The following is a 16324-nucleotide window of genomic DNA, read 5'->3' on the forward strand; positions in this document are numbered from 1 at the left end:
ATGTGCGCCCTGTTTCCAATCATCACGGCGCGATGATCGGTTGCGCCTTGAGGATCGAGTCCCTCGCCTCAGCACCAGCAAAGGCGCTGCCTTCCTCGAACCAGGATTTCGGTGCCGGCGCGCCCCAGAGCGTCTGGCGCTGCGGGTCCTTCAGATCCCATTTGATCGGCTCCAGATCCGGGTCGACGGTCTGGTAGTCGGAGCAATAGATCTCGATGCGGTGGCCGTCCGGGTCGCGGACATAGAGGAAGAAGGCGTTGGAGATGCCATGCCGGCCCGGGCCGCGCTCGATGTTGGCGAGCCAGCCGGACGTCGACATCAGGTCGAGCAGGTCGATGATGTTGAGCGGCGTCGGCACCCAGAAGGCGGTGTGATGCAGCCGCGGCCCGCGGCCGTTGGTAAAGGCGATGTCGTGTACGCCGCCCTTGCGGTGGGTCCAGGCGGCCCAGAGGCGCCCCGTCTCCTCGTCGGCGGTATATTCTGTCACACGGAAACCGATCTCGTTGTAGAAGGCGACCGCCTCGTCGACATTGGGCGAGAAGCAGTTGAAGTGGTCGATGCGCAACGGCTTCACGCCGCGATAGAGCGCGTATTTCTGGTGGATCGGCGGCAGGCGGTCCATCTTTGAATAGAATTCGAGCGGGATGCCCTGCGGGTCGCGGGTCCGGAAGGTCCGCGACTGATAGGGACGCTCGATCCACTCGACCGGCAGGTCCTTGCCTTTAAAGAAGTGGGCTGCCTTGTCGAGGTCCTCGTCGCCATAGATCTTGAAGCCGAGGTCGCGTGCCTCTGCCGTTGCGGCCTTCTTGAGGATGATGCAGTGGTGGCCGCGCTCCTCCATCGCTCGCAGATAGATGGTGTCCGCCGTCTCGTCGGTAACCTGCAGGCCAAGCACGTCGACATAGAAGGCGCGCGATTTGGCAAGATCGGTGACCGCGAGCTCCACATGGCTCAGCCGCACGATGTTGAAGGGCGGGTGAAGGTTCGGTTTCGGCAAGGGCATTGATGTCTCCTCCAGATGTCTGCCAGCGCGCTCAGCCGCCGAGCTTGGCGATCGCGTGCGCCGAGCTGGCAAAGGCGATGTTCTTGGTTTCCATGTAAAAATCGAACGACCAGTCGCCGCCGTCGCGGCCGATGCCCGAACTCTTGACGCCGCCGAACGGCGTCGGCAAGTGGCGCACGTTTTCCGAGTTCACCCAGATCATCCCGGCTTCGAGGTTGTCGGTAAAGCGGAAGGCGCGGGTAACGTCCGAGGTCCAGAGATAGCCGGTCAGGCCGTATTGCGTGTCGTTGGCAAGCGCCAGCGCCTCCGCCTCGTCCTTGAAGGGGATGGCGGTCAGCACCGGCCCGAAGATTTCCTCCTGGGCAATGCGCATGCCGTTGTTGGCGCCGGTAAAGAGCGTCGGGGTCACGTAGCAGCCGCCGCCGGGACCGGCGAACTTCTCGCCGCCGGCTGCAACCGTCGCACCCTCCTCGCGGCCGATGCGGATGTAGTCGAGCACCTTCTTCTCATGGACCGGATGGATGAGCGGGCCGACGACGGTTTCGGGGTCGAGCGGATGGCCGACCTTGATGCGCTTGGCTTTCTCGGCAACGAGGGCCGTGAACCGGTCGTAGATGCTGTTCTCGACCAGGAGCCGCGAGGACGAGGTGCAGCGTTCGCCGTTCAGCGAATAGATCATGAAGACGGCGGCATCGGCAGCGCGCTCCAGATCGGCGTCGGCAAAGACGATGACAGGGTTCTTGCCGCCGAGTTCGAAGTGGACGCGCTTCAGCGTGTCGGCACCCTGCTTCATGATCATCGAGCCGGTGCGGCTTTCGCCGACGAAGCCGATCGCCTTGATATCGGGGTGTTCGGTCAGCGCCCGGCCGGCGTCTTCGCCGAAACCGTTGACCAGGTTCCAGACACCTTTCGGCAGGCCTGCCTCCTCGGCGATCTCCACCAGCAGCCGTGCGGTCAGCGGCGAGAATTCCGCCGGCTTGTGGACGACCGTGCAGCCGGCGGCGAGCGCCGGGGCGATCTTCCAGGTCGAGAGCATGAACGGCGTGTTCCAGGGGGTGATGATGCCGACCGGGCCGATCGGCACGCGCGTCGTCATGTTGATCTGGCCAGAGGCGCGCAGCACCTTGCCGTCGCGCGCTTCCGGCGCCCGGTCAGCGAAGAAGCGGAAGTTTTCCGCACCGCGCAGCGCCGCCTTGGCCATGAACTTCAGCGACTGTCCAGTGTCCATGCATTCGACGAAGGCGATCTCCTCGGCGCGCGCAACGATCGCATCGGCAATTTTATGCAGCAGCTTCTTGCGCGTATCGCCGGGCATGGACGCCCATTCGGCGAAGGCCGCTTTCGCTGCCTTCGCGGCGCGGTCGATATCGGCTGCCTTGCCGCGCGCGATCTTCGCCAGCGGCTTCAGGTCGATCGGGGAGACCGTCTCGAAGGTCTCGCCATCAAGCGAAGGAACGGCCTCACCGTTGATATGGTTGAGCACGCCTTCGCTCTTAAAGCGGGCAAGGTAGCGTTCCGCCTTGGCGAGGTTTTCATCGAGCTTGGACATGGTGTTCTCCGATGCTGGCGCAGGCTTTCGCCGCGCGCTGCTGTGTATTTGTGGAGGGGTGCGCTCAGCCCTTGGCGGCGCGCAGCCTGGGGTGAATGGCGTTTTTCTTCCAGCTCAGATCCGGATCGATCTCGCGGATCTCGAGGCTGAGGGCGAAATGCGGCGTGGCGAAAAGCTCGGAAAGTTCGTCGCTGACGGCCTGGAATATGGCGTCACCCGTCGATTTCTTTTCGGCTTCCGTGCGGCCACGGCCGATGCGGAAGGACATGTCGATGAAGCCATTCTCCGGCAACAGGTCGGCGACCGCGTAGTCGCGGCTCTGGATCGTGCGCACCCTGACGGCGCCGAGCTCGAAGAGGCCGGTGCCAAGGATGGAGGCGTGGACCGTACGGCACAGCTTTGCAAAGTCGACGTGGCCGTCGAGATTGCCGGAATATTCGATTGTCAGATGCGGCATCTTTCCTCCCGATGCGCTCTCATATATTTAACACGTTAACAAAATTGATGGCGGTGTCAAGCAGCGCGAGGCGCTGCCCGTGCCTGCCGATTGCGGAATGAAGGAAAATGTCCGATAGAACGCCCATGAGCGAGAAAACCAAGACCGATCTCGGTCCCGACGCCCTTTTGCCGCACAATACGCGCCGATCGTTGCCGATCGCGCTTCTGCGGGCGCGCGAAGCCGTCATGGCGCATTTCCGCCCGATGCTCGCGCGCCATGACATCACCGAGCAGCAGTGGCGGGTGATCCGCATTCTCGCCGAAGCCGGCCGGGTCGATGCGTCCGAGATGGCCGACAAGGCCTTCATCCTGGCGCCGAGCCTGACGCGCATCATTCGCTCGCTCGAGGAGCGCGGCCTGATCACCAAGCATAAGGACGCCGATGACGGCAGGCGCGTTCTGCTCGAGATCGCGCCGGAGGGCATGCGGGTGATCGCCGACGTGAGCCCGGAAAGCCGGGCGATCTACGAGGAGCTCGAAACCCGCTACGGCCACGAGCGCGTCGAAGTCCTGCTCGATATGCTCGACGAACTCGCCAGCCTTAACGACTGAGTGCTTCGACAGCATCCCCGTCATCTGAAGCCCTGTTCTTCCGCAAGCGCCAGCGTCTCGTCTGCGTAGCGCAGGACGCGTTCGCGCGCGCCCGGTAGTTCCGGCCGGGCGGCGAACCAGCCGATATAGGTGAGGCTGCGAAGCACGAGAAACAGCGGCAGCCAGGAGAGCGCCTCATCCGTGAGGTTGCGGCGGCTGCGATAGCCAAGGATGAGAGCGGCCTCAATCGTGGCATAGGCCGGCTCGCGACGGTTCTTCAGAAGCGCCGTGGCGATATCAAAAAGGCGAAAGCCGTGGCCGGCATCGTCGAAATCGATGAAGGTCACCCCGCTTTCGGTGACGAGCACGTTTTCCCGAACCAGGTCTGCGTGAATGAGGCCGAAGTCTTTAGCCGGAGTCGGAAGCGTTGCAAGCTGCAGCGCGAGATCGTTCCGCAAGGCCGAAAGCGCAGCGATCTGGGCCGAAGACAGGCCTTCGCAGTCCCAGAACCGGCCCCACAAGGGCTGCTGGCCGAGCAGGCCGTCAGCATGCCAGGACGGCCTGCTGAAACCGTCCGGCGGTATCCAGCGGTCCGCGAGCGTATGCATCTCGGCCATGGAGGCGCCGAGTGTCGAAAAGATCTGGGCGAGCCTTTCGGGCGAGTGGGCTAGCGGTTTCCCACTCTCCCCCAGCGGTTCGCCATCCATCCAGCCGATCACATCGGCGTGCTGCGCGGTAAACGCTCCTTCTTTCGGAAGCGCGACGAGCAACTGTCCGCCTCCCGTGGCGACCGGTTGCGGCACAGCGAGACCGCCATCGCCGAGCGCTGCCATCCATTGAAGTTCCGAGCGGAGCGCATCCTCGCCGTGATAGCCGGCGCGGTGCAGCCGCAGCGCCGCCGGTCGGCCATCGGCGAGCTGGACGCTAAACACCGCGTTTTCCCGGTATTTCAGAAGTTCCGGCCGTTGGTTGGCGACGCCCCAGTGTGCGAGCGCCTGGCAGGCCCGCCTGTCGAGCGCGGCGCGAAAGTGCGGAGGCAGGTCGGCGACCATCGTCGGCTCACAGACCCGAAAGCACGTCGTCGAGCGTCGACAGCATGAGATCGGCATTGTCGCGGGTGAAGGGCATCGGTGGCCGGATCTTCGTCGTGCATTGGTGGATGCCGAGCTTGCCCATCAGCACGCCGCGCTGCCGCATGTCGTTGATCACTTTGGTCGCGAGATCGCTTGCAGGCGTTTTTTCGGCGCGGTCGGCGACGAGCTCGGCTCCAAAAAACAGGCCGCTGCCCCTGATGTCGCCGATCACACCATGTTTCTCGGCAAGTCGAGTTAGACCCACCTTGGCATAGGCGCCGATATCGGCGGCGTTCTCGATGAGCTTCTCGTCTTCGATCACATCCAGCACCGCCATGGCCGCAGCGCAGGATACGGGGTTGCCGCCGAAGGTGTTGAAGTAGCGAAACGCCTTGCGAAAGGCGTTGAGCGTGTCGGCGCCTGCGACCACGCCGCCGATCGGGTGGCCATTGCCCATCGGTTTTCCGAGCGTGACGATATCCGGAACGATGCCCGCCTTCTGGTGCCCCCACATATGCCCGCCGGTTCGGCCAAAGCCCGGCTGCACTTCGTCGGCGATGACAAGACCGCCCGCCTTTCTGACGGCGGCGACAGCGCCGTCGAGAAAGCCGGAGGGCAAATCGGGAAATCCTTCGTTGGCGAAGAAGGGATCGATGATCAGCGCGGAAAACCCATGCGGGCTCTGCTCAAGCGAGGCGATCGCCGCCTCTACCTCGGCAGTGAAGGCCGCCGCAAAGGCAGCGCCCGGCTTGCCGCCGAGTGGCCGGTAGCTGTCGGGCGCCGGCACGTGGCGTACATGGCCGCCGAAGCCGCCGACCGGCGGCATGCGGGTTGAAAGCTGCGACACGGCGGCGGTGTTGCCGTGATAGGTGTGGTCGGTGGCGATCACCCCGGTCCTGCCGGTCACGGCTTGGGCCATGCGCAGCGCCACATCGTTCGCCTCGCTGCCGGTACAAGTGAGGATCGCCGTGTCGAGGCTTTTATCGAAGGTGCCGGTCAGCCGCTCGACATAGTCGAGAATGCCCTCGTGCAGGTAGCGCGTATGGGTATTGAGGGTCGATGCTTGCCAGGCGATTGCCTCCGTCACCCGCGGGTGGCAATGGCCGACATGCGGCACATTGTTGTAGCAGTCGAGATAGCGGCGGCCGTCGGCATCATAGAGCCAGACGCCTTCGCCACGCACGAGATGCACCGGCTCCTCGTAAAACAGCGACATGTTGCGCCCGAGCAGCTGCTTGCGGCGCGCGATCAGATCCGCGTTATCGGCCATGGTCCTATCCTCTAGCGGCGGTGAGGCCGGCATCGAGAGCCGTCAGAATGCGGGCGACGTCGTTCGCGGTAATGATCAGCGGCGGCGAGAGGATGATATTGGCGCCTGACGTGCGCACCATGACGCCGGCGTCATAGGTCACGTCTTGGACTTTCTGCACCACATCCTTCGCAGCACCAGTCTTCTTCTCGCGATCGGAGACCAGTTCGAGCGCGCACATCAGACCCTTGCCGCGCACGTCGCCAATCAGTTCGTGCCGGTCCTTGAGCGCATCGAGGCCGGCCATCAGTTCCACGCCCCGCGCGCCGGCATTCGCCGCCACGTTCTGTTTGCGCGTCTCCTTCAGCGTTGCGAGCGCTGCGGCCGCGCCGACCGGATGGCCGGAATAGGTGTAGCCGTGGCCGATCGATCCGGTGGCCGTCTTGTTGCTTTCGAACACCTGCGCCACCTTTTCAGCGATCATCACGGCGCCGAAGGGATAGTAGCCATTGGTGATCGCCTTCGCGGTCGACATGAAATCCGGTTTCACGCCGAAGAGACGCGAGCCTGTCCAGGCGCCGGTGCGGCCGAAGGCGGTGATCACCTCGTCGGCGATGAGCAGGATGCCGTGCCGGTCGCAGATCTCGCGCATCAGCGGCATGAAGGTCTCGTGCGGCACGATCACACCTCCTGCGCCGAGCACCGGTTCCATGATCAGTGCTGCGATCGTGTCGGCGCCCTGGAAGGCGATCTCATCTTCGAACAGCCGTGCGATCCCCTTGGCGATGGCGGCACCATCGGTCGTGTCGAAGGGGTTGCGATAGGTGTAGGGTGCCGGCAGATGGAAGACGCCCGGAAGCAGCGGCTCGTAGTTGCGACGGAAATTGGCGTTGCCGTTGACCGAGGCGCCGCCGAAATGGGTGCCATGATAGCCTTTTTTTAGCGCAACGAATTTGGTGCGCTCCGGCTGGCCGTTGAGCTTGTGATACTGGCGGGCCAGCCTGAGGCAGGTCTCGACCGAGTCCGACCCACCCGAGGTGAAGAACGATCGGGTGAGTCCATCCTCGCGAAACCATTCGGCGAGCTCGTAGGAGAGCTCGATCAGCGGCGAATTGGTAGTGCCGCGAAAGGTCGAATAGTAGGGCAGCTCGTCGAGCTGGCGGCGGATCGCCTCCTTCACGGGTTCGCAGGAATAGCCGAGATTGACGTTCCAGAGACCGCCGACCCCATCGAGCACCTTCTTGCCATGGATGTCGACGATCTCGACGCCTTCGCCGGCATTGATGATGCGCGGCGGAGTTGCCTGCATCTCGGCCGGATGCGCCATCGGATGCCAGAGATGGCGGGCGTTGTTCTCGATGAGGAAGTTGGTTTCGCGCATGGTTATGCTCCTGTCAGTTCAAGGCCGAGCATCTGAAGCGCTCCGGCATAGCTTTCTGCGGGTCGGGTGACGTCGAAATGGACGTGAGGCAGGCCGACGGCCCGCGCACCCTCGATGTTCTTCAACTGGTCATCCACGAAGACGCAGGCCTCGCGCGGCAATTTGAGCTGGCTCAGTACCAGTTCGTAGGCGCGCGGATCGGGCTTCAGGATATTCGTGTAGGTGGCGTCTACGATCGTCTCGAAGAGCTCGATCAGCGGGAAGCGCTCGCGGAACGCGACGCCATAGAACAGGTCGAGCTCGTTGGAGAGGATGGCGAGCCGGATGCCGGCCCTGTGGGCGGTCAGGATCGCGTCGCGTGCCTCGGGGCGAAGCACGAGTTCCGGTTCGGCCCCGCGCGCACGCTGCACGAAGGTCTTCATGTCGCTCCAGTCCTCGCCGAGCAACTGTCCGACCTCGCGGGTTCGTGTCGTCCAATAGTCCCGTTCGGTGATCTCGCGCCGCTGCATGGCGGCCCAAAGAGGATCGGTTGCGGGATCGAAGGGGCCGCGCCAGGTGAGCGTGCCCGGCTGAAGTCCGAGCGCGCGCTCAGTCACATCGTGGGTTTCAAACAGCGTACGGGTGACGACGCCGCCGAAATCGAGGATCAATGCTTTGTCGGTCATCGTTCCGGGCATGGAGTTCGTCATGGCCGGCCCTCGGGCACGATCCCGCGCGCCACCCAATCGTCGAAGATCGCGAGTGCTGCCTTCGAAAACTCAGGCGCATTGATGTGGCTGTCGATCTCGTGCAGCGCGACGGCTGACGGAATAGACCGGCGCATCTCGTCGATGAAGGCGTCGAGGGCTTCCGGCTCATGCAGCGGCTCCTCCGGCTGATCCCATTCCTGGATGCCCCGAAGTGGCAGGATGAAGGCGACCTCGGCGCGGGTGCCGGTCAGTTTGCCGCCGATGACGCGAGCGATCTCGCGCCGCCCTTCGGCCGAGGTTGTCACCGAGCCGAGTAGCCGGTTGTGGGCATGGTAAGGGCGGTCGGCGAAGGCTTCGGGGACCGGTTGCCAGGCGGGCAGGTCGACCATGTCGACGGCACCGGGTGCGACGATCTGCGGTATGCCGGAGCGTCCGGCATTTTCCAGTCGGTCCGGTCCTGACGTGACGACCGTACCATGGTGGTGGTTGCTGACCTCCTGGATGCAGAAGTCGAAGACGGCTGTAAAACCCTTCTCGGCAGCGATCGCCTCGAAGGCGCGGCCGCCCATGCCGGTCGAATGGAAGACGGCGACGTCATAGCCGCGGCGTTCGAGCTCGGGTTTCAGGTGTTTCATGTATTTGAGGCAGCTCGAGCCGAGCGAGGTCATGCCGATCAGCGGTCGTGATCCGTCCGGCTTCGTGCCGAAGCGGGCGGCACCGACGACGGCACCGCAGGCCTGGGAGAGCACCGAACGACAGATGCCATTGAGGCCGTAGAGCCCGCCGGCCCAGAGGATCATCATCAGGTCGGGCGCGATGCGTTCGGGCGGCAAGAGGTGCGAATAGGCGATCGTCGAGACGATGAATTTCGGGACGCCGAGCGGTAGCGCCGCGGCAACGTCGAGTGCGAGATCAGTGCCCATGGAGCCGCCGAGAATGATGACGCCATCGGCTTGACCAGCCTCATAGAGCGAGCGGGTGAGGGCGGAAGCACCCTCTGCCATCAGCGCCATGGCGCTATGTTCGTCACCACTTTCGACGATGGCTGTGATCGTGACCCCGGCCGCTTCGGCAATGTCGTGGCGGGAGTACTCCGGCTGGTAGGATGGATCGCCGAGGATGCTGACATCCATCATCACGGGCAGTCCGCCGGCTTCGCGGATGACGGACGCCATGAACTGGAGTTCGTCGCATTTGGTGTCTCCCGTACCCACGACCAGGATATTGGGGAGACGGTTCATTGCATTCATCAGCCGGCCCTCCTTGCCAGCGGATCGGCAGCAACCTGCTCCAACCCGAAAAGTCTTTCGGAAATGCGTCTTGCCGCAGCCATAGCGGCGCGGCCCATCTGTTCCACTGTCTCCTTGTCGGCCCGCGTGGCGGGTGCGGCGATCGCGATCGCGCCGACCGGCGTGCTGCCGGGCGCACGGATCGGCGCGGCGACGCTGACGACGCCGGTTTCGAGCCCGTGATGGCAGATCGAGTAACCGCGCCGCAGGGTTTCGCCGAGCGTCTGGCGCAAGGCTGCAGGGTCCGTCAGCGTGTGGTCGGTGAAGGCCTTCAGCGGCGCCGACAGGGTCGCGTCGATGTCTTTCTGCGGGCAGAAAGCGAGAAAGCCGAGGCCGGATGCCGTCGCATGGAAGGGCAGGATGCTGCCGACATCGACGATGACACGATGGGCGCGCTGCGAGTCCTCCACATGAATGGTCGACAGGCGGCCGGCTGAGTATTCGGAGAGGTGAACGGTCTCGCCCGCAAGACCCGCGAGTTCCCGCGCAAAAGGCGTCGCCACGCTCAGATAGGGAAAGCGCGTCTCGCGGATGCGGGCGAGCCGCACCGGCGCGCCGCCGAGGCGATAACGCCGCGTTTCCATGTCCTGCTCGACGAAGCCGTGTTTTTCCAGTTCCACGAGGAAGCGTCTGGCCGTCGCCTTGTCGAGCCCGCAGTGGCGGGCGATATCGCTCAAGCCCGCCTCCTTCTCAAGGCGCGAGATCGCGTCGAGCAAAGTCAGGGCCTTACCGATGGTGCTCATCCATTCCTCCGTTGTCGAGCGCCCCGTCAGTCCTCTCGCCTGTTCCCTCCTAAGGAGCGGTAGACCCGCTCTCCCGGTCGTTTTGGGTCGAGATACTTAACATGCGAAATAACTTGACAGGGCCAGATGCAATTTGCAAGTCTATATTTGAAGCTGAGGTTCAAATAATGAACCGAACAACTTGCGCGGCAAAGACAAAAAGCAAGCCCCGCGCCTCAAGTCCGCTTCAGGGAGCCGCCGCCGGAGAGAAGGACCGGAGGCGAAAAGGCGTTCGCGCCAGCAAGGGGAGCCAAGACCATGACAAATTCACCCTCGCCCGTGACCGGGGCGAACCAATTGCGCAAGAACGCCCTCGGCGTCGGCGCCGTCACCTTTCTCGTCGTTTCCGCCGCCGCACCGCTGACCGCGGTTGCCGGCGGCGTTCCACTGTCGATGCTGCTCGGAAATGGTGCGGGCATTCCCGGCACCTTCCTGATCGTCACCGCGATCCTGCTTCTATTTTCCGTCGGCTATGTCGCCATGGCGAGGCACATCCGCAATGCCGGTGCCTTCTATGCCTATACGGCCCAGGGCCTCGGTGGGTTGATGGGCGGTGCCGCGGCGATGATCGCGATTCTTGCCTATAACGCCATGCAGATCGGCGTCTTCGGCCTGTTCGGAGCCGCAACGGCGGGGCTCTTCGCCGGCTTGGGGATTGATCTGCCCTGGTGGGTCTGGACCTTCGTCGGCATCGCCGCAGTCGGCATTCTCGGCTACCGCCGCGTCGATCTCTCCGCCAAGGTGCTGACCGTCCTCGTCATCCTCGAATATCTCGTCGTGCTCGTCATCGACGTCGCGATCCTCGCCAAGGGTGGCGACGGCGGTTTGGGTACGGTCTCGTTCACGCCCTCAGCGATCCTCTCCGGTTCGCCGTCGATCGGCATTCTCTTCTGCTTCGCCGCCTTCATCGGCTTCGAGGCAACGACGATCTACAGCGAAGAGGCGCGAGATCCCGAAAAGACCGTGCCGCGTGCGACCTATATCTCGGTGCTGATCATCGGCGTTTTCTACATGTTCACGTCCTGGCTGATGGTGAACGCCGCCGGCGCCGACAAGCTCGTGCCGGAACTGCAGGGCCTTGCCGATCCGACCACCTTCCTCTTCGGCCTCGCCGAACGTTATGCCGGTGGCTGGCTGCCGCCGTTGATGAACGTGCTCTTCGTCACCAGCCTGTTTGCCGGCGTGCTGGCGTTCCACAACGGTGTCGCCCGCTACCTTTACGTCGCTGGCCGCGAACGCCTGCTGCCCGCCTCGATCGGCGTCACGCATCCGGTCTACCACAGCCCGCATGTCGGCTCGCTGATCCAGACCGTCATTGCCGTCCTCGTCGTCGCGCTCTTTGCGGCAACGGGACAGGACCCGGTGCTGGCGCTCTTCTCGTGGCTCACCAATGTCGGCACGCTCGCCGTCATGACGCTGATGGCCTTCACCGCCTTTGCCATCGTCGCCTTCTTCGGCCGCAATCCCGGGCTTGAGACGAACCCGCTGGTTACCAAAGTCATTCCTGTTATCACCGGCTTGATCCTCGTTGCCGTCATCATCGCGATCGCGGCCAATTTCGGCGATCTCGCCGGCGCCACCGGCATGCTCGCCGTGTTCCTGCCGGGGCTCGTGGTGATCTTCGGGGTCATCGGTCTTGCACTCGCGGCCTCGCTGAAATCGGGTAATCCGCTCGAATTCGCTCGCCTGGGCGCCGGCCAGGAGGTCTGATTACCGGTGCGCGGATTTCCGTCCGGATCGGCCTATCTTCCAGGTTTGGGGACGGCGGCTTGCCGCCGTCCTCGCAAGTCAAACGGGACCAGACATCATGCAGGATAAGATCGACCAGTTGCGAAGCCTTCCCGTCGCAGCGCAGAAGCTGTTCATCGGGGGGCGTTGGCAGGAGAGCCTCTCCGATCAAAGCCTCGATGTCGTCTCGCCGATCGACGGCAGGCATCTGACGACGATTGCGGATGCGGCAGCCGGTGATGTCGATGTCGCGGTTCGCTCGGCGCGCGCTGCCTTCGAGAAGGGAAGTTGGTCGAAGGCTCCGCCGGCGCAACGCAAAAAGGTTCTTACCCGCATTGCCGAGATCATCGAGGGGCAGGCGCTGGAACTGGCCGTTCTCGGCGTACGCGACAACGGCACCGAAATCTCGATGGCGCTGAAAGCGGAGCCCGGCAGTGCCGCCGGCACCTTCCGCTACTATGCCGAGGCGCTGGACAAGGTCTATGGCGAAATCGCCCCGACCGCGGAAAACATTCTCGGCCTCGTGCATCGCGAACCGATCGGTGTTGTCGCCGCGATCGTGCCCTGGAACTTCCCGATGATGATCGGCGCCTGGAAGATCGCGCCGGCGCTTGCCGCCGGCAACTCGGTCGTGCTGAAACCGGCCGAGGGGGCCTCGCTCAGCTTGCTGAGACTCGCCGAAATCTGCGCCGAGGCCGGCCTGCCCGAAGGCGTGCTGAATGTCGTCACCGGCCGCGGAACGACGACGGGCGAGGCGATCGGTCTCCATGGCGATATCGATGTTCTGGCTTTCACAGGCTCCGGCGGCGTCGGTCGTCGGTTGCTCGAATATTCCGCCCGCTCGAACCTGAAGCGCGTCTATCTGGAACTCGGCGGCAAGTCGCCGAACGTCGTCTTTGCCGACGCGCCGGACCTCGACCAGGCGGCTCGCATCTCCGCCTATGGCATCTTCCGCAACTCCGGCCAGGTTTGTGTCGCCGGCTCCAGGCTTCTGGTCGAGCGATCCATCCACGAAACCTTCGCCGACAAGGTGGCAGCGATCGCTGCATCCATGAAGGTCGGCGACCCGCTGCTTCTTTCGACCGAGGCGGGTGCGATATCCAGCGAAGCCCAACTCGCCAAGAACCTAGAGTTTGTCGGCGAGGCGGAGGCGGAAGGCGCAACGCTGCGCTGGGGCGGCAAGCGTATCCTCGAAGAATCCGGCGGCACTTACATGCAGCCGACAGTCTTCGACGTTCTGCCCGATATGAAGCTGGCGAAGGAGGAGGTCTTTGGTCCGGTGCTGGCTATCATCCCGTTTGACGACGAAGCCGATGCGCTGAAGATCGCCAATGCCACCGACTATGGCCTGGCGTCAGCCGTCTGGACCGCGAACCTTTCGCGGGCGCACCGCATGGTGCGCGGCATCCGCGCCGGCGTCGTCCACGTCAACACCTATGGCGGCGCCGACAACACGGTGCCGCTCGGTGGCGTCAGGCAGTCGGGCAACGGTCACGACAAGTCGCTGCACGCGCTCGACAAATACACAGATCTGAAGGCCGCCTGGATCCAGCTCTGACGAGGGGAGCGAGGCCGCATCTGTCCTGAGCAGGGGAGCCGGCTATTCCATCGTCGCCCGCAAAGCCCGGATGATTTCCTCGGCAAACATCGCGGCGGCGAGGCCATGGCCGCGTCTTTCCCGCTGCACCAGGGAAAGAACGTTCTTCGCAAAGGTCCGGTCGCGGATCTGCAGGTAGGTCAGCACGCCATTGCGCTGTTCCTCGGTGATATCGAACTTGCTGAGGAAGGCGATGCCATCGCCGGCCGCGGCCAGGAACTTCATCGCCTCGATCGAATTGGTAAGAAAGCTGGGCTCGACAGTCAGCCCAGCCTGCACGAAGGCGTCGGCGACGATGCCATGAATCTGCATCGACTTGTCCGCAAAGATCAGCGGGTATGGCTGACAGTAGGCCAGCGGCAATGATTCCATGCCGGCGAGCGGATGTTCCGGAGCAACGACCGCGCCGAGGCGGGTGTCCATCTTCCAGAGAGTCTCCACCTGCGGCGTCGGCGGGAGACTGAAGGCAAAGCCGAGGTCGACCTCGCCGTCGGCCACTGCCTGAACGATCTCGCGCGCAAACATCACCCGGATCGTGATCTTGAGACGCGGGTGGCGGGCTCCGAAGATCGCAGCGACCTTCGGCACGATGCCGCCGGCAAGGCCATTCATCGTGGCGATGATCACCTCGCCGCTCTGCAGCGCCTTGATATCGCGGATCTCGGCCTCGACCTGGCTATATTCCTTCATCGTCCGGCGCACATGCGCGACAAGGATTTCGCCGGCCGGCGTCAGCCTGAGGCCGCGCGGCAGCCGCTCGAACAGCGGTTCGCCGATGTCCTCCTCGAGCTGCAGCACGTGCTTGTTGATGGCCGAGGCAGCAACGTTCAGCCGTTCGCTCGCCCCGCGGATCGAGCCTGAGCGCGCCACCTCGTCGATATAGCGCAGCACACGTGAATGCAGCATGGTCTTCCTCGGATCTAGTGTTCTCGAAAAGCGAACGATACGATCAGAAAATACTGCTTTTCGGAAGCGGTGCAATGACTTCTTATGGTTGGCGAGGGGCGTGCTGCCGACACCGCAACCGCTGGCGCGGATCGCGGGTTTGTCAAAAGGCGCCGACGACTACGAAAGTGGAGGATTATTCGTGAACCAGACTGAAGCCGCGCATTATGAAAAGGTGCGCGCCATCTTCGATATCCTGAACGGCGAGAGGGAAGCGGATCTTCTTCTGAAGAATCTCAACATCCTCGATGTCCACGGCGAGACCGTCTATCAGGGATCCATACTCGTCTATGACAAGCGCATCGTCGCGCTGAACCCCGACGAGACCGTCTTGAAGGTCAGGCAAGTCTTCGACGGCAAGGGCCTGTACGCGATCCCCGGCCTGATCGACGCGCATATCCACTTCGAATCCCAGCTCGCGCACCCGACCGCGCTCGCCGAGGCGATGGTGCCCTGCGGCACGACGACGATCTACGCCGAATGCCTGGATCTGCTCAGCGCCGCCGGCAAGGAAGGCATCGAAGCCGCCGAAAGCCTCTTCCGGGACTATGAGCAGTTGCCCTACCGGCTCTATGCCTTCGCGCCAGGCAAGAAGACCGCGGCATCGGTGACGGAAGCCGTACTCAAGATGGAACCGGTGATCGGCCTCGGGGAGTTCGAGCACTTCACCTACAGTTCCGGCAACGACGACGATTTCCGCAAGGCGGCCTGGGTCCGCGCCAAAGGCGGCTTCATGAACGGCCACTGGGGCGTCACTGCACTCTCTGACATGGTCCTCAACTACCTGCCGGCCATCGGCGTTTCCAACAATCACGACGTCTGGAACGAGAAGGACATCGAGAAGAGCATTCGCTACGGCTTCCCGACGCATATCAAGTTCGGGGTCGGCAGCAGCGAGGTGATCAAGGTGCTGCTGCGCGCCATCGTCGACCGGAAATGGCCGACCGATAATTTCATGTTGTGCACCGACAACATCTCGATCGAGCGCCTGCTGACCATGGGCCACATGGACTGGATCATTTCGCTGTGCGCCGAGATGGGCATCAACCCGATCCACGCGATCAAGATGGCGACCTACAACACCGCACGTTCGTTCCACATGGAAGACAAGATCGGTTCGCTGACGCCCGGCCGCTTCGCCGATATCGTCTTGACCGACAGCCTGTCGAAGATCAATCCGCTCTACGTGTTCAAGGATGGCGAACTGGTCGCAAAGGACCGCAAGCTGCTGAAGAATGCCGAGATCGACTATTCCGGCATGTGCAAGGACGGCGTTACCGGTCTTGCCGATCTGACCCCTGAGCAACTGGACATCGTGCCACTGGAGGTGTCGGAAGACGGCACGCAGGCCAAGGTCTATCTGTTCGATGTCTACGGTCGCGGCCATGCCAAATTCTACCAGGAGATCTGGGTTGCGCTGAAGGATGGCAAGGTCGTTGCCGAGCACGAGGGCAAAAAGCTGAGCCGGCTGTCGGTCGTTCAGCGCTATGCCGACGGCAAGCGCCACGTGGTGAACGGGCTGTTCAAGGGTGTGCACGTCGATCATGGCGCGGTGGCGACCTTTTGGCCGGCACCGAAGCCCTATTTCGTCGTCGTCGGCCAGGACAGCGCCGAGATGTGCCATTGCCTCAAGCGGGTCGATACCCATGCCGGCGCCTGCATCGTCACCGAGGACAAGGTGGAGAAGGCCGTCATGCCGCTCGAGATCTACGGGGTCATGGCGAACATGAGCGTCGAGCAACTGACGGCCAGTGCCGCGGCGATCGATGCGGCGCTCGAAGCTCTCGGCAACCGCAACGAAGGCGAACCGGTGGTCAACAAGCTGCTCAGCCTGTTCATCTCGTTGCATCGCTTCCGCTTCATGGCCTAGAGCCATTCAGAAAAGCAGACGGGCGTTTCGGCGTCCGTCTGCTTGGAAAGTGGCGTGCTTCCGCGACAATGGCCGGACATGCCGAAGGATTAAATGGCGCATCGCTGAGGGGGCGATGGGCAGGCGGGGTAAGAAGCTCC

14 protein-coding genes are annotated in these 16324 nt (G+C 63.3%); 4 read left to right on the forward strand and 10 right to left on the reverse strand.

The window, feature by feature from the left end; translation table 11 throughout:
- Nucleotides 1-22 precede the first annotated feature (22 nt).
- The 3 genes from hpaD to LAC81_RS24420 all read right to left on the reverse strand — a co-directional run bounded on the left by hpaD (nt 23) and on the right by LAC81_RS24420 (nt 3009).
- A complete protein-coding gene (hpaD, locus tag LAC81_RS24410) occupies nt 23-1003 on the reverse strand; it encodes a 3,4-dihydroxyphenylacetate 2,3-dioxygenase (protein WP_223729732.1) in 981 nt (326 codons plus the stop codon).
- A 31-nt stretch (nt 1004-1034) separates the two neighbouring features.
- The gene (hpaE, locus tag LAC81_RS24415; protein ID WP_223729733.1) at nt 1035-2552 is read right to left on the reverse strand and encodes a 5-carboxymethyl-2-hydroxymuconate semialdehyde dehydrogenase; all 1518 of its coding nucleotides are present in this window, start codon (nt 2550-2552) and stop codon (nt 1035-1037) included.
- Nucleotides 2553-2616: 64 nt separating this feature from the next.
- Complete coding sequence (locus LAC81_RS24420) at nt 2617-3009, reverse strand: 5-carboxymethyl-2-hydroxymuconate Delta-isomerase (protein ID WP_223729734.1); 393 nt, start codon at nt 3007-3009, stop codon at nt 2617-2619.
- Between the two features lie 107 nt (nt 3010-3116).
- Between LAC81_RS24420 and hpaR the strand changes: the two genes are divergently transcribed.
- Nucleotides 3117-3602, forward strand: a complete 486-nt coding sequence (gene hpaR, locus LAC81_RS24425) for a homoprotocatechuate degradation operon regulator HpaR (RefSeq protein WP_223729735.1) — start codon at nt 3117-3119, stop codon at nt 3600-3602.
- 20 nt (nt 3603-3622) lie between these two features.
- Here the strand turns inward: hpaR and LAC81_RS24430 are convergent, their stop codons facing one another.
- The 6 genes from LAC81_RS24430 to LAC81_RS24455 are packed head-to-tail and all read right to left on the reverse strand — an operon-like array spanning nt 3623 to nt 10005.
- Nucleotides 3623-4633, reverse strand: a complete 1011-nt coding sequence (locus LAC81_RS24430; RefSeq protein ID WP_223729736.1) for a phosphotransferase — start codon at nt 4631-4633, stop codon at nt 3623-3625.
- A gap of 7 nt (nt 4634-4640) precedes the next feature.
- Nucleotides 4641-5924, reverse strand: a complete 1284-nt coding sequence (locus LAC81_RS24435; protein WP_223729737.1) for an aspartate aminotransferase family protein — start codon at nt 5922-5924, stop codon at nt 4641-4643.
- A gap of 4 nt (nt 5925-5928) precedes the next feature.
- Nucleotides 5929-7284, reverse strand: a complete 1356-nt coding sequence (locus LAC81_RS24440) for an aspartate aminotransferase family protein (protein WP_223729738.1) — start codon at nt 7282-7284, stop codon at nt 5929-5931.
- A 2-nt stretch (nt 7285-7286) separates the two neighbouring features.
- Nucleotides 7287-7949: an HAD family hydrolase gene (locus LAC81_RS24445; protein WP_223730314.1), complete on the reverse strand. Its 663-nt coding sequence runs from the start codon at nt 7947-7949 to the stop codon at nt 7287-7289.
- A gap of 20 nt (nt 7950-7969) precedes the next feature.
- A complete protein-coding gene (locus tag LAC81_RS24450) occupies nt 7970-9223 on the reverse strand; it encodes a Tm-1-like ATP-binding domain-containing protein (protein WP_223729739.1) in 1254 nt (417 codons plus the stop codon).
- The gene (locus LAC81_RS24455) at nt 9223-10005 is read right to left on the reverse strand and encodes an IclR family transcriptional regulator (protein WP_223729740.1); all 783 of its coding nucleotides are present in this window, start codon (nt 10003-10005) and stop codon (nt 9223-9225) included. Before LAC81_RS24455 ends, LAC81_RS24450 begins: the two co-directional genes overlap by 1 nt.
- Before the next feature lie 297 nt (nt 10006-10302).
- On the opposite strand from LAC81_RS24455, the gene LAC81_RS24460 reads away from it, so the two are divergent.
- Both LAC81_RS24460 and LAC81_RS24465 read left to right on the forward strand, forming a co-directional pair.
- Nucleotides 10303-11754, forward strand: a complete 1452-nt coding sequence (locus LAC81_RS24460) for an APC family permease (protein WP_223729741.1) — start codon at nt 10303-10305, stop codon at nt 11752-11754.
- Nucleotides 11755-11851: 97 nt separating this feature from the next.
- Nucleotides 11852-13330 carry an aldehyde dehydrogenase gene (locus tag LAC81_RS24465; RefSeq protein WP_223729742.1) on the forward strand — a complete coding sequence of 493 codons (1479 nt, stop codon included), beginning with the start codon at nt 11852-11854 and terminating at the stop codon, nt 13328-13330.
- A 42-nt stretch (nt 13331-13372) separates the two neighbouring features.
- Here the strand turns inward: LAC81_RS24465 and LAC81_RS24470 are convergent, their stop codons facing one another.
- On the reverse strand, nt 13373-14275 hold the full coding sequence (locus tag LAC81_RS24470) for a LysR family transcriptional regulator (protein ID WP_223729743.1): 903 nt from the start codon (nt 14273-14275) through the stop codon (nt 13373-13375).
- A 181-nt stretch (nt 14276-14456) separates the two neighbouring features.
- Here LAC81_RS24470 and LAC81_RS24475 point away from each other — a divergent pair, with 181 nt between their 5' ends.
- Nucleotides 14457-16184, forward strand: a complete 1728-nt coding sequence (locus LAC81_RS24475; protein WP_223729744.1) for an amidohydrolase family protein — start codon at nt 14457-14459, stop codon at nt 16182-16184.
- Nucleotides 16185-16324 lie beyond the last annotated feature (140 nt).

Source organism: Ensifer adhaerens (assembly GCF_020035535.1).
Taxonomy (GTDB): domain Bacteria; phylum Pseudomonadota; class Alphaproteobacteria; order Rhizobiales; family Rhizobiaceae; genus Ensifer.